The organism is Anoxybacillus sp. CHMUD, assembly GCF_013096965.1.
Lineage (GTDB): Bacteria > Bacillota > Bacilli > Bacillales > Anoxybacillaceae > Anoxybacillus > Anoxybacillus kestanbolensis_A.
This window is the reverse complement of record NZ_SDLG01000001.1, coordinates 79877-93454: the sequence shown is the minus strand read 5'-3', so window position 1 is coordinate 93454 and position 13578 is coordinate 79877. Positions and strand designations below refer to the sequence as shown.

The following is a 13578-nucleotide window of genomic DNA, read 5'->3' as shown; positions in this document are numbered from 1 at the left end:
ATATGTTGAAAAAACAAACGGTTTGGTTGTTAACCATGTTTAGTTTAGTTGTCGTCTTATCGGTGTATTATGTAACAAGTCCTCAGCTTACAGAGCAAGTAGCGTTTGAACAAAAGGAAGAGGCAAACAATGAAAAAGGTTTAACACCGACGGATGAAGCGATGAAAGAAGAAGTCGCAAATGAGGAAGACGTGACTGTTGAACAAACGAATACAGGAAGCGACGATTTATTTACAGCGCTTCGACTCGAAATTGAGGATGAGCGAAGCAAGTTACGTCAAGAACTCAATGCCATTGTCGCTTCCAATAATGTATCTGCCGAAGAAAAAAGCAAGGCGATTGATCAGTTGCAACAACTATCGAACATTGCAGAAAAAGAAGCAGTGTTAGAAACGTTAATTAAATCGAAAGGATACGACGATGCCCTTGTTCGCGTTCACGAAAATCAAGTGCATATTACAGTAAAAGCAAAAGAACATTCAAAAAAAGCCGCGAATGAAATTATCCAACTCGTGCAAAGTGAACTTGGCCGCGTCCAAGACGTAGCTGTTCGTTTCCAAAAATAACCGGAAATCCGGTTATTTTTTTTCGGTTGAAAACGAAATTTATAATACTATATAATAATAATTGTTTTTATGACCAGATATAAATTTACTAACATTTTCTTATCATTTTATTGAATAATGGAAAAGGTGTGTCGTATCATGGTATTGTATAATCTTTTTCTACAAATGATGGGGTGAGGGGTGTAAGTCAATGTTGAAAATCCAAGAAATTCGCGAATTAATCCGATTAGTAAACGAGTCAAACATTGTGGAGTTTGTATACGAGCACGATGGCTCCAAAATTAAAATGAAAAAAGCTGGAGCAGCTGAACAAGTCGTCGTTGCTCCACCGAAAATAGACGTGCCGCCGGCAGCTGTCGTTCAACAACAGACGCCGGTGACACCAGTCGTTGAAAAGGTGGAAGTGAAAGAAGAAGCGAGACCGGAAAAACAAGTTGTTGCAACAGAAAACTTACATACGATTACCTCGCCGATGGTCGGTACGTTTTATGCAGCGCCATCGCCAGATGCAGCACCGTACGTAAAAGTTGGCGATAAAGTGAAAAAAGATACGATCGTATGTATTGTTGAAGCAATGAAATTGTTTAACGAAATCGAAGCAGAAGTCGATGGAGAAATTGTAGAAGTGCTTGTGAAAAATGGCCAGCTCGTTGAATATGGACAACCTTTATTCCTTGTGAAGCCTGAATAAAGGAGCGATCGAGATGATAAAAAAATTGTTAATCGCCAATCGTGGGGAAATTGCTGTTCGAATTATTCGGGCGTGCAAAGAACTTGGCATCGAGACGGTTGCTGTATTTTCAGAAGCCGATCGTGAAGCGCTTCATGTTCAATTAGCAGACGAAGCATATTGTATCGGTCCAAAAACGTCTAAAGACAGCTATTTGAATTTCACAAACATCATGAGTGTGGCAACGTTAACCCAATGTGATGCCATTCACCCAGGATATGGTTTTTTAGCTGAAAATGCTGATTTTGCTGAGCTATGCCGTGAGTGTAACGTAACGTTTGTCGGACCAAGTCCGGAAGCGATTACAAAAATGGGAACGAAAGATGTTGCACGTGAGACGATGAGACAAGCTGGAGTTCCGATTGTTCCTGGTTCACAAGGAATTATTGAAAGCATTGACGAGGCAATTGCGCTAGCGAGCGAAATCGGGTATCCTGTTATTATTAAGGCAACTGCAGGTGGCGGTGGAAAAGGCATTCGAGTCGCTCGAAATGAGCAAGAGCTCATTAAAGGAATTACGATCACACAACAAGAAGCAGCAACAGCGTTTGGAAATCCAGGGGTATATATTGAAAAATACATCGAAGATTTTCGTCACGTGGAAATTCAAGTGTTAGCCGATTCATATGGAAATGTGATTCATCTTGGTGAGCGCGATTGTACAATTCAACGTCGTTTGCAAAAATTACTAGAAGAAACTCCATCTCCTGTACTTGATGAAGAAATGCGGCAAAAAATGGGGGAAGCAGCTGTCAAAGCAGCGCAAGCCGTTCAATACACAGGAGCAGGAACAGTTGAATTTATTTACGATTATCGCAATCGTCAGTTTTATTTTATGGAAATGAACACGCGCATCCAAGTAGAACATCCTGTAACAGAAATGGTAACAGGTGTCGATTTAATTAAAGAGCAAATTCGCGTTGCCTCCGGTGAGAAATTAACGCTGAAACAAGAAGATGTGACGTTTAACGGTTGGTCTATCGAATGCCGTATTAATGCGGAAAACCCTGTGAAAAACTTTATGCCATCGGCTGGGAAAATTCAAATGTACTTGCCTCCAGGGGGATTTGGCGTACGAGTGGATTCTGCTGCTTATCCAGGTTATACGATTCCGCCGTATTACGATTCGATGATTGCCAAACTGATCGTTCATGCACCAACGCGTGAAGAAGCGATCGCACGTATGAAACGCGCTTTGAGTGAGTTTGTTATTGAAGGAGTTCATACAACGATTCCGTTTCATTTGAAATTGCTCGAGCATGAAAAGTTTGTCGAAGGAAACTTTAATACAAAGTTTTTAGAAACATACGATGTAATGAACTCTTAATGATAAAGGAGGGCATTTATTATGTCTGAACACGTATTGGAAATGGGAAATGGCCATAACGGTTTAGGAAAAGTAGAAATTGCACCGGAAGTGATTGAAGTCATCGCCGGCATTGCGGCATCTGAAATTGAAGGGGTGGCGCAAATGCGCGGCAACTTTGCTGCCGGTGTTGTAGAGCGATTAGGGAAAAAAAATCACGGTAAAGGTGTAAAAGTCGACTTAACAGACCGCGGCATTATCATTGATATTTATTGTGTCATGAACTTTGGTGTGTCCATTCCAACCGTCTCACAAAAAATTCAAGAAAACGTTCGTCAAGCATTGTTGACGATGACAGGGCTAGAGACAGCTGAAGTGAACGTTCATATTGTCGGCGTTCAATTCGAGTCATCGAAACCAGAATCGGAAGTCGAATAAAGAAGAGGGGGCAATCTCATTGATGAGATCGCCCTTTTTTCATAGGTGAGTGTTTTCTTTCATCGAAATATGTTATGATCATGATATAATTTTCGACAATATGATAGAAAGGGTTTTGGTCATGAAGCGGCATACAGCAAGAGAAAAAGCGTTACAAGCATTGTTTCAAATTGACGTAGGAGGCATTGAGCCACACGAAGCGGTTGCGAACGTCATTGAAGGAGAAACAGATCCGTTTATGGAGATACTTGTTTTTGGCGTAGTTAAATACCAAAAAGAAATTGATGATTTATTGCGCCAACATTTAGAAAAATGGACGTTAGAGCGTGTCGCAAACGTCGATCGCTCGATTTTACGTATGGCTGTATTCGAAATGAAATATATGGATGATATCCCATTGAGTGTAAGTATGGATGAAGCTATTGAGTTAGCCAAAGTATTTGGCGATGAAAAATCAAGTCGCTTTATTAACGGCGTGCTTGCAAAAATAAAAGAAACATTGTCTTAAAAGAATAAGGGGGAGAAGGATTTATGGCAGCACAAATCATTAACGGTTTTGAATTAGCAAAAGAAAAGCGAGCGCAGTTAGCAAAAGAAGTCGAACAGTTAAAACGAGAAGGTATTGAGCCAGCGTTAGCTGTTATTCTTGTTGGAGATCATCCTGCTTCACAATCGTACGTAAAAGCGAAACAAAAGGCATGTGAAGAAATTGGAATTCGTTCTGTTTTGCTGACTTTTCCAAATGACATATCCGAATCGTTTTTGCTAGAGCAAATTGCTCGTCTAAACAAAGACCGCTCAATACACGGCATTTTAGTGCAATTGCCGTTGCCGCCGCAAATTAATGAGCTACATGTGATTGAAGCGATTGCGCCCGAAAAAGATGTCGATGGTTTCCATCCGTTAAACGTCGGGCGAATGATGACGGGACAACAAACGTTTTTGCCTTGTACACCGTATGGTATTTTGTATATGGTTCAATCTTTGCAAGTTGATATTGTAGGAAAACATGTCGTTGTCGTTGGGAGAAGTAATATCGTCGGCAAGCCGGTCGGTCAACTATTTTTGCGCGAACATGCGACAGTCACGTATTGCCATTCCCGAACAAACGATTTAGAAGCGATCACACGCCAAGCAGATATTTTAATTGTTGCGGTCGGCAAACCGAAGCTTATTACGTCTTCATATGTGAAAGAAGGAGCAATTGTAATCGACGTCGGTGTGAATCGACTAGAAAACGGAAAGTTATGTGGGGATGTCGATTTTGATGATGTAAAACAAATAGCAAGCTACATTACTCCTGTGCCAAAAGGTGTCGGACCGATGACGATTACGATGCTGTTGCACAACACGGTGCAAGCAGCGCGTGAACAACATAAGTAAGCGAGGTTATTTTTGTGGCAGACATGAGGTATGTAACGGTTGCGGCATTAACGAAATACATTAAGCGGAAATTTGAAGTCGATCCCCATTTGCAAGATTTATGGATTAAAGGAGAAATTTCTAACTTTACATATCATTCGCGTGGACATATGTACTTTACGTTAAAAGATGAACAAGCGCGCATTCAAGCCGTTATGTTCGCAGGGTATAATCGCCAGCTAACATTTAAACCAGAAAACGGAATGACTGTGCTTGTGCGCGGTGAAATTTCCGTATATGAGCCGAGCGGAACGTATCAAGTATACGTAAAAGAGATGCAACCGGATGGTGTTGGTGCGCTTTATTTAGCGTATGAGCAGTTAAAAAAGAAACTAGAGCAGGAAGGGCTATTTGCTAAAGAGCATAAAAAGCCGATTCCGAAATTTCCGCAACATATTGGTGTTGTAACATCGCCAACGGGGGCAGCGATTCGCGATATTTTAACGACGATTCGCCGCCGCTATCCGCTCGCAAAAGTGATTTTATTTCCGACGCTCGTTCAAGGGGAGCAGGCTCCGTTATCGATCGTTCAATCGATTCAAAAAGCAAATGATATTGGATATATTGACGTGCTCATCGTCGGACGCGGTGGAGGTTCGATTGAAGAACTTTGGGCGTTTAACGAAGAAATCGTGGCGCGAGCGATTTTTGCCTCGCGCGTTCCGATTATTTCTGCCGTCGGACATGAAACAGACTATACGATCGCTGATTTTGTTGCGGATTTGCGTGCGCCGACGCCGACAGGGGCAGCGGAACTTGCTGTGCCGCATGTCGCAGATTTGCTTTCGCGTGTATCCGACCAACAAGCTCGTCTCATTCGAGCGACGAAAGAACGGTTAAATGCGGAACAAAAACGGCTTCAATCGTTGCGTTCATCGTATGCGTTTCGCTATCCGAAACGGCTTTACGAACAAAAAGAGCAGCAGTTAGATATGCTTGTTGACCGATTGCAACGACAAATGAACGATATGTTAAAGCAAAAAGAACATAAACTCCAACAGTTGCAACTGACATTGTTTGCACATCATCCACAATCGCGAATCGAAAAAGCGACTGATTGCATTCGTACGTTACAACAAACAATTGTTCGTAATATGAACGATGTGATCAAACAAAAAAAATGGTCGCTTGTAACAACGATGACGAAGCTCGATGCGCTCAGCCCATTAAAAATTATGGAGCGTGGCTACAGCCTTGCGTATGATGAGCAAGAAACGCTCATTAAGACAGTAAAACAATTGCAAACAGGGGATCGTGTTCATATCCGCTTTCAAGACGGGCGCGCACATTGTATTGTTTCAAATATTGAGGAGGAGAACGTATGACGTTTGAAGAAGCGATGAACAAACTTGAAGAAATTGTGCAAAAGTTAGAAGAAGGGGACGTTCCGCTTGAAGAAGCGATTCATTTTTTTCAAGAGGGCATGAAATTATCGAAGTTTTGTCACGACAAGCTACAACAAGTGGAAAAACAAATGGAATTTATTTTACGGGAAGATGGACAGCTTGAACCGTTTACAGTGCAGGAGGAATAAATGTGGAACGGTTATTGCGACAATATAAAGAGCAAATCGAACAGCAGCTACCGACGTATATTGAATCGTTGCAAGCACCTGAAACAATTAAAGAAGCGATGCTCTACTCGTTGCGAGCAGGAGGAAAACGGATTCGCCCTCTTTTGTTGCTCTCAACGTTACATGCGTTTCGTAAACCAATTGGCATCGGTATGTCTGTTGCCTGTGCGCTTGAAATGATTCATACGTATTCACTCATTCATGACGATTTGCCGAGCATGGATAACGATGATTTACGGCGGGGTAAACCGACAAACCATAAAGTGTTTGGTGAAGCGAATGCGATTTTAGCAGGCGACGCGTTACTGACATACGCTTTTCAAGTAGTTGCAGATGACAAAACCATTTCATCGGATGTAAAAGTTCGTCTTATTTCTGAATTAGCAAAAGCAGCTGGACCCGAAGGAATGGTTGGCGGACAAGTAGCCGACCTTGAAGGAGAAGGAAAAACAATTAGTTTGCAACAATTAGAATACATTCACCGCCATAAAACTGGAAAGTTGTTGCAATATAGCGTTCGAGCAGGTGCGATATTAGGTGAAGCAACAGAACAACAATTAACGTTGTTAACATTATTTGCCGATCATCTCGGTTTAGCGTTTCAAATTCGCGACGACATTTTAGACATTGAAGGAGACGAACAAAAGATCGGAAAAAAAGTAGGAAGCGATATTGAAAATGATAAATCGACATATCCTTCTCTTTTGACGCTTGATGGAGCAAAGAAAAAACTTTCCGATCATATGAAAGAAGCGCGCAAACTTCTTGATGAAGCAAAAATTGATGCATCGCTATTACATTATATTTGTGATATTGTCGAAACACGCGATCATTAATAGCGTTGAGGAAAGAAGCAACATGTGGTATAGTGGAAAAGAAATGTTAGCCGTTCACACGTTCGTGTAAGCGGCTCTTTTTTGCGTACAAACATGTTTATCTGTATAATTAAAATACATAAAATTGTATGATATCAGGTTTTAGCTTACATGAAAGAGAGTGATCGCGTTGGATGTTACAGCGATTCAAAACCCAAAATTTTTAAAGCAAATGTCAAATGAACAACTCGTTCAATTGAGCGAGCAAATTCGACAATTTTTAATTGAGAAATTATCGAAAACAGGTGGGCATATTGGTCCGAATCTCGGAGTCGTTGAATTGACGATTGCGCTTCATAAAGTGTTTGAAAGCCCGAAAGATAAACTCATTTGGGATGTTGGCCATCAGTCGTATGTGCATAAAATTTTAACTGGGCGTGCTAGTCAATTTGATACGTTGCGACAATATAAAGGATTGTGCGGCTTTCCAAAACGTAGCGAAAGCGAACATGACGTATGGGAAACGGGGCATAGCTCGACATCGTTATCTGCTGCAATGGGTATGGCGATTGCACGCGACTTAAAAGGAACGGACGAATATATCGTTCCGATCATTGGGGACGGCGCGCTCACCGGGGGAATGGCGCTAGAAGCGTTAAACCATATCGGACATGAGAAAAAAGATATGATTGTCATTTTAAACGATAACGAAATGTCGATTGCTCCAAACGTCGGGGCGCTTCATAATGTACTTGGTCGCCTGCGAACAGCTGGAAAGTATCATTGGGTAAAAGATGAATTAGAAATGTTGTTAAAGAAAATTCCAGCTGTCGGTGGAAAGCTTGCTACAACAGCGGAACGTGTCAAAGACAGCATTAAATATTTGCTCGTTTCGGGCGTATTTTTTGAAGAACTCGGCTTTACGTACTTTGGACCGGTAGATGGCCATAACTTTGAAGACTTATTTGAAAACTTACATTATGCAAAAAAGGCGAAAGGCCCTGTTCTTGTTCACGTCATCACGAAAAAGGGAAAAGGATATCACCCAGCGGAAAGCGACAAAGTCGGAACGTGGCACGGAACAGGACCGTATAAAATTGAAACGGGTGATTTCATCCAATCAAAGCAATCTGCTCCATCTTGGAGTGCGGTTGTGAGTGAAACAGTGCGCAAATTAGCGCGCGAAGACCGTCGCATTGTTGCCATTACGCCTGCGATGCCTGTTGGTTCAAAATTAGAAGGGTTCGCAAGCGAATTCCCTGAGCGTATGTACGACGTCGGTATTGCTGAGCAACATGCTGCCACGATGGCTGCTGGTTTAGCGACGCAAGGAATGAAACCGTTTTTAGCAATTTATTCAACATTTTTACAACGGGCGTACGACCAAGTTGTTCATGACATTTGTCGCCAAAACTTAAACGTGTTTCTTGGTATTGACCGTGCAGGTCTCGTCGGTGCGGACGGCGAAACGCATCAAGGTGTGTTTGACATCGCCTTTTTACGCCACATTCCAAACATCGTATTAATGATGCCAAAAGATGAAAATGAAGGGCAACATATGGTATATACAGCCATTCAATACGATGACGGCCCGATTGCGATGCGTTTTCCGCGTGGTAATGGTCTTGGTGTGCCGATGGATGAGCAATTGAAAAAAATTCCGATCGGTACGTGGGAAGTGTTGCGTGAAGGAATAGACGTTGCCATTCTAACGTTCGGTACGACGATTCCGATGGCGCTTCAAGCAGCTGAACGTCTTGCAAATGAAGGCATTTCTGTACAAGTTGTCAACGCCCGTTTTATTAAGCCACTTGATGAAGCGATGTTGCATACGCTACTACAACAAAACATGCCGTTACTTACGATTGAAGAAGCGGTACTTCAAGGTGGATTTGGTAGTGCTGTAATTGAATTTGCTCATGATCACGGGTATCATGGGGCGATTATTGATCGAATGGGCATTCCGGACCGTTTTATTGAACATGGCGGTGTGTCGCAACTTCTTGAAGAAATTGGACTAACGACAGAACATGTAATGGAACGAATTTGTTTATTAACTCCGAAAAAAAGAAAAAGGGCATGAGAGATGAAAGGGAAGAAAGAACGTTTAGATGTATTACTTGTCGAACGCGGATTGGCTGAAACGCGCGAAAAGGCGAAGCGAACAATTATGGCTGGCCTTGTGTATTCAAACGAAATGCGGCTTGACAAACCAGGGGAAAAAGTTCCCGTGGACATTCCGCTAACGGTGAAAGGAAATGCGCTACCGTATGTAAGTCGCGGTGGGCTAAAACTTGAAAAAGCGTTACAAATGTTCGCGCTTGAAGTAAAAGATAAGATTATGGTTGACATTGGTGCATCGACAGGCGGATTTACGGACTGTGCGTTGCAAAATGGAGTGAAGTTGTCGTACGCTCTTGATGTGGGATACAATCAGCTCGCATGGAAACTGCGCCAAGATGAACGTGTTGTAGTCATGGAGCGGACGAACTTTCGTTATGTGACGCCGAGTGATTTTCAACACGGCTTACCAAACTTTGCAACGATCGATGTGTCGTTTATTTCATTAAAATTAATTTTACCCGTCTTAAAAACGATTTTAGTGCCGCATAGCGATATCGTTGCTTTAGTCAAACCGCAATTTGAAGCGGGAAAAGAGTTTGTCGGAAAAAAGGGGATTGTCCGCGATGCACGTGTTCATGTGCACGTACTTGAAACAATTACTGCATTTGCGCAACAAGAAGGGTACGACACTATTGGGCTAATCCACTCGCCGATTACAGGCGGTGACGGAAATATTGAATTTTTGCTTCATTTACGTTGGGAAGGCAAAGAAGTAGGAGAAAATCGCTTGACTGTTTCTCCCGAAGAAGTAGTTGCCAGGGCACACGGCGAGTTGAAAGAAAATAAAGAACATGCGGGGGAATAACGATCGGTTATTCCCTCTTGTTTGCTCGTCTGTCGTTCGGTAACATAGAAGTATAAATATGCATATGTTATACACACGAAAGAGGTGTTTTCGTTGAATAAAGGACAACGTCATATTAAAATTCGTGAAATTATTTCAAATCATGATATTGAAACACAAGATGAGCTTGTTGATATGTTGCGCAAAGAAGGTTTTAACGTCACGCAAGCAACGGTGTCTCGTGACATTAAAGAACTTCATTTAGTAAAAGTGCCGATGATGGATGGGCGATATAAATATAGCTTACCTGCCGATCAACGATTTAATCCGCTCCAAAAGTTAAAACGAGCGCTCATGGATGCATTTGTAAAAATTGATGGAGCAGGTCACCTGCTCGTTATGAAAACGCTGCCGGGAAATGCGCATGCTATCGGTGTACTGCTCGATCATTTAGAATGGGATGAAATTGTTGGCACGATTTGTGGTGATGATACTTGCTTAATTATTTGCCGCACGCCAGAAGATACAGAAGTTATTTCAAAACGATTGTTGGACATGCTGTAATAAAGGTGTGAGCGTAAGATGTTAGCGGAGTTATCTATCAAAAATTTTGCCATTATTGAATCCCTTTCGCTTTCGTTTGAAAAAGGATTAACCGTTTTAACTGGAGAAACGGGAGCGGGAAAATCCATTATTATTGATGCCATTCATTTGTTAATTGGCGGACGCGGCTCAGCAGAATTTGTTCGATACGGTGAAACAAAAGCAGAAATCGAAGGTCTTTTTTTGCTTGAACAAGATGATCACCCGTGTTACAGCAAATGTGCCGAGCTTGGCATCGATATAAGCGATGGGATGATTGTGCTTCGTCGAGAGCTAACGATAAACGGAAAAAGCGTCTGTCGCGTAAACGGAAAATTAGTCACGATCGCGACATTGCGTGAAATTGGCTCCACACTTGTAGATATTCACGGACAACATGAGCATCAAGAATTGCTTGATGAAAATAAGCATTTATATTTATTAGATGAATATGGAGGCGAGCGTATTCGTGACGCATTAGAGGAATATAAAGCTTTATATGCGGCATACGAGCGAGTCAAGCGTCAACTGCAAAAGTTAAATGAAAATGAGCAACAAATGGCGCATCGTTTAGATTTATTAACTTTTCAGTTAGATGAAATTCAAAAAGCAGAGCTACAGTTAGATGAAGATGAACAGCTAATGGAAGAGCGGCGAAAAATCGTTAACTTCCAGAAAATATACGAGGCGTTACAAAGTAGCTATGAAGCGCTTTACGGGGAGCAACGCGGACTTGATTGGATTGGATTAGCGATGAATCATTTAGATCATGTGAGCGAAATCGATTCATCGTTGAAACAAGCCCAAGAAGTTGTATCGAACTGTTATTATTTGTTAGAAGAAGTGGCCCATCAACTGCGTGAGCAATTAGATCAATTAGAATACGATCCGCTTCGACTTGATGAAATTGAAAGTCGCTTAAATGAAATTAACCATTTGAAACGCAAATACGGCCAAACAGTACGTGACATCTTAGAATATGCGGCGAAAGTGGAAGAAGAAATTGAAACGATTCAACACCGCGATGATCATATTCATAAATTGCAGACCGAACTTCAATCCATTACGGCTGATTTATTAGTTGAAGCGAAACATATAAGCGAATTGCGTATGCAATATGCGAAACAACTGATCGACGACATTCATCAAGAACTAAAAGATTTATACATGGAAAAAACGACGTTTGATGTTGTTTTTCGAAAAAGGCAAGGAACGTACGATGATCCATTGCTTGACGGAACGCCTGTAAAGTTGCAAGCAGACGGAATGGACGAAGTGGAGTTTTACATTTCAACGAATCCAGGGGAACCGTTAAAACCGCTTGCCAAAGTTGCATCAGGTGGAGAATTATCGCGCATGATGCTTGCCTTAAAGAGCATTTTCTCTAAACATCAAGGTGTCACATCTATTATTTTTGATGAAGTCGATACCGGTGTAAGCGGTCGCGTCGCTCAAGCCATTGCGGAAAAAATTTATCGCGTGGCACGCCATTCGCAAGTATTATGCATTTCGCACTTACCACAAGTGGCAGCGATGGCGGATACGCATTTATTTATTGCAAAAGAAACGAAAGATGGACGGACAACAACAACGGTGGAAGCGTTAAACGAACAAGAAAAAATTAACGAAATTAGCCGTATGATTTCTGGAGTGGAGATTACAGACTTAACGAAACAGCATGCACGTGAGTTATTGCAATTAGCTAAAAAGATCAAAAACGAAACAACATAAATACCAACATTGACATTGTTTTTTTCATTTTATCCGGTTATATTTCATTTGTTTCAGGCAACATTAAATAGTGTAGGATTCGGTGTGTACGTAGGAACGAGGAGAGTGAAGACATTTGAATTTTGACAAGTTAAGAAAAGGAATAGGTGCATTTCTCCTTGTTTCTTTTATCGTTCTAAGTATGGCAACACCATTTCAAAAGTATGTAAATATTCCAAAACAAATTGTATTATTTCAAGGACAAACGGCTCATGTGCCTGTGTTCGGTTCTGCTCATGCGATAACGACAAACGCTGTTTCTGTTCGACAAAAAGAAAAATTAGCGATTAGTGGAGAACATGTTGGAGAAAGCGACGTCATTTTACAAATGGCAGGATTTCCAATTAAACAAGTAAATGTAAAAGTATTGCCAGATTTCAAAGTTGTTCCCGGTGGTCAATCGATCGGCGTGAAGTTAAATACGATTGGCGTTCTTGTCGTCGGTCACCATTTAGTGGAGACGGAACAAGGAAAACAATCTCCCGGGGAGAAGGCTGGCATTCAAATAGGGGACGCGATTACCCACATTAACGGACAAAAAATCGAAAAAATGACGGATGTTTCTCCATTCATTGAAGAGGCGGGAAGAACGGGTAAACCTTTACGATTAACCGTTGCTCGTGATCACCATACGTTTGAAACAACACTGACTCCGTTGAAAGATAGGCACGATCAGGCGTATCGTATCGGATTATACATTCGCGACTCAGCAGCAGGAATTGGAACAATGACGTTTTTCGATCCGAAATCAAACATATATGGAGCACTCGGGCATGTCATCTCCGACATGGATACGAAAAAGCCGATTGTCGTTCGGGATGGAACGATTGTTAAGTCGACAGTGACGGCGATCGATAAAGGAAGAAACGGAAGTCCTGGTGAAAAACTGGCGAGATTTTCGGCCGATAAACAAGTGATTGGTGACATTAAAACGAACAGCCCGTTCGGTATTTTTGGTAAACTCTCAAAACCGATTCAAAATGGTATTTTTGACAAACCGATGCCCATTGCTCTGTCGACAGACGTAAAAAAAGGTCCAGCAAAAATATTAACCGTCGTCGAGCAAGATCGGGTGGAAGCGTTTGATGTTGAAATCGTTAGTGTGACACCGCAAAAATTCCCAGCTACAAAAGGAATGGTCATCAAAGTAACCGATCCACGACTGTTAGAAAAAACGGGTGGAATCGTTCAAGGGATGAGTGGAAGCCCGATTATTCAAGATGGAAAACTTGTTGGGGCTGTGACACACGTGTTTGTTAACGATCCGACATCCGGCTACGGCGTGCACATTGAATGGATGTTGCATGAAGCTGGAATTAACATTTATGATCGAAACGAACAAAAAGCGAGCTGATATTAGCTTGCTTTTTGTTTTTCCACGCAATTTGTCATATTTTATCATGACACGATGTAAACATATAGTGTAAAATGAAAGAAACAGCGTGTACGAATACTTTATGAAAAATAT

Annotated in this window: 14 protein-coding genes; all 14 read left to right on the top strand. The window is 41.7% G+C overall.

The features are described from left to right. The first annotated feature begins 2 nt into the window (after positions 1–2). The 14 genes from ETB99_RS00485 (at position 3) to spoIVB (ending at position 13464) form a co-directional block, all read left to right on the top strand. On the top strand, positions 3–566 hold the full coding sequence (locus tag ETB99_RS00485; protein ID WP_004889595.1) for a SpoIIIAH-like family protein: 564 nt from the start codon (positions 3–5) through the stop codon (positions 564–566). A gap of 190 nt (positions 567–756) precedes the next feature. Next, on the top strand, positions 757–1257 hold the full coding sequence (accB, locus tag ETB99_RS00480) for an acetyl-CoA carboxylase biotin carboxyl carrier protein (protein WP_171699668.1): 501 nt from the start codon (positions 757–759) through the stop codon (positions 1255–1257). Positions 1258–1270: 13 nt separating this feature from the next. Continuing rightward, the gene (gene accC, locus ETB99_RS00475) at positions 1271–2623 is read left to right on the top strand and encodes an acetyl-CoA carboxylase biotin carboxylase subunit (protein WP_171699667.1); all 1353 of its coding nucleotides are present in this window, start codon (positions 1271–1273) and stop codon (positions 2621–2623) included. Positions 2624–2644: 21 nt separating this feature from the next. Then, the gene (locus tag ETB99_RS00470) at positions 2645–3040 is read left to right on the top strand and encodes an Asp23/Gls24 family envelope stress response protein (RefSeq protein WP_171699666.1); all 396 of its coding nucleotides are present in this window, start codon (positions 2645–2647) and stop codon (positions 3038–3040) included. Positions 3041–3161: 121 nt separating this feature from the next. Continuing rightward, positions 3162–3548, top strand: a complete 387-nt coding sequence (gene nusB / locus ETB99_RS00465; RefSeq protein WP_171699665.1) for a transcription antitermination factor NusB — start codon at positions 3162–3164, stop codon at positions 3546–3548. Positions 3549–3571: 23 nt separating this feature from the next. Then, positions 3572–4423, top strand: coding sequence for a bifunctional methylenetetrahydrofolate dehydrogenase/methenyltetrahydrofolate cyclohydrolase FolD (gene folD, locus ETB99_RS00460; protein WP_171699664.1), 852 nt, complete (start codon positions 3572–3574; stop codon positions 4421–4423). A gap of 23 nt (positions 4424–4446) precedes the next feature. After that, positions 4447–5787 (top strand): exodeoxyribonuclease VII large subunit, encoded by a 1341-nt coding sequence (xseA, locus tag ETB99_RS00455; RefSeq protein WP_171699727.1) that lies wholly within the window; start codon positions 4447–4449, stop codon positions 5785–5787. After that, positions 5784–5996, top strand: a complete 213-nt coding sequence (locus ETB99_RS00450) for an exodeoxyribonuclease VII small subunit (protein ID WP_004889602.1) — start codon at positions 5784–5786, stop codon at positions 5994–5996. Before xseA ends, ETB99_RS00450 begins: the two co-directional genes overlap by 4 nt. A gap of 2 nt (positions 5997–5998) precedes the next feature. Next, positions 5999–6871 (top strand): polyprenyl synthetase family protein, encoded by an 873-nt coding sequence (locus tag ETB99_RS00445; RefSeq protein WP_077428731.1) that lies wholly within the window; start codon positions 5999–6001, stop codon positions 6869–6871. 169 nt (positions 6872–7040) lie between these two features. After that, a complete protein-coding gene (gene dxs, locus ETB99_RS00440; protein WP_171699663.1) occupies positions 7041–8933 on the top strand; it encodes a 1-deoxy-D-xylulose-5-phosphate synthase in 1893 nt (630 codons plus the stop codon). Between the two features lie 3 nt (positions 8934–8936). Further along, positions 8937–9779: a TlyA family RNA methyltransferase gene (locus tag ETB99_RS00435; protein WP_171699662.1), complete on the top strand. Its 843-nt coding sequence runs from the start codon at positions 8937–8939 to the stop codon at positions 9777–9779. Positions 9780–9872: 93 nt separating this feature from the next. Further along, entirely contained in the window at positions 9873–10322 is a 450-nt protein-coding gene (ahrC, locus tag ETB99_RS00430; RefSeq protein WP_004889608.1) for a transcriptional regulator AhrC/ArgR, read from the top strand. 18 nt (positions 10323–10340) lie between these two features. Then, positions 10341–12071 carry a DNA repair protein RecN gene (gene recN / locus ETB99_RS00425; protein WP_077428729.1) on the top strand — a complete coding sequence of 577 codons (1731 nt, stop codon included), beginning with the start codon at positions 10341–10343 and terminating at the stop codon, positions 12069–12071. 115 nt (positions 12072–12186) lie between these two features. Further along, complete coding sequence (spoIVB, locus tag ETB99_RS00420; protein ID WP_171699661.1) at positions 12187–13464, top strand: SpoIVB peptidase; 1278 nt, start codon at positions 12187–12189, stop codon at positions 13462–13464. Positions 13465–13578 lie beyond the last annotated feature (114 nt).

What these genes read in the sequence shown, in the direction of transcription:
- ETB99_RS00485 (WP_004889595.1), top strand. Translation starts at nt 3, where the DNA reads ATGTTGAAAAAACAAACGGTTTGGTTGTTAACCATGTTTAGTTTAGTT.
- accB (WP_171699668.1), top strand. Translation starts at nt 757, where the DNA reads ATGTTGAAAATCCAAGAAATTCGCGAATTAATCCGATTAGTAAACGAG.
- accC (WP_171699667.1), top strand. Translation starts at nt 1,271, where the DNA reads ATGATAAAAAAATTGTTAATCGCCAATCGTGGGGAAATTGCTGTTCGA.
- ETB99_RS00470 (WP_171699666.1), top strand. Translation starts at nt 2,645, where the DNA reads ATGTCTGAACACGTATTGGAAATGGGAAATGGCCATAACGGTTTAGGA.
- nusB (WP_171699665.1), top strand. Translation starts at nt 3,162, where the DNA reads ATGAAGCGGCATACAGCAAGAGAAAAAGCGTTACAAGCATTGTTTCAA.
- folD (WP_171699664.1), top strand. Translation starts at nt 3,572, where the DNA reads ATGGCAGCACAAATCATTAACGGTTTTGAATTAGCAAAAGAAAAGCGA.
- xseA (WP_171699727.1), top strand. Translation starts at nt 4,447, where the DNA reads ATGAGGTATGTAACGGTTGCGGCATTAACGAAATACATTAAGCGGAAA.
- ETB99_RS00450 (WP_004889602.1), top strand. Translation starts at nt 5,784, where the DNA reads ATGACGTTTGAAGAAGCGATGAACAAACTTGAAGAAATTGTGCAAAAG.
- ETB99_RS00435 (WP_171699662.1), top strand. Translation starts at nt 8,937, where the DNA reads ATGAAAGGGAAGAAAGAACGTTTAGATGTATTACTTGTCGAACGCGGA.
- recN (WP_077428729.1), top strand. Translation starts at nt 10,341, where the DNA reads ATGTTAGCGGAGTTATCTATCAAAAATTTTGCCATTATTGAATCCCTT.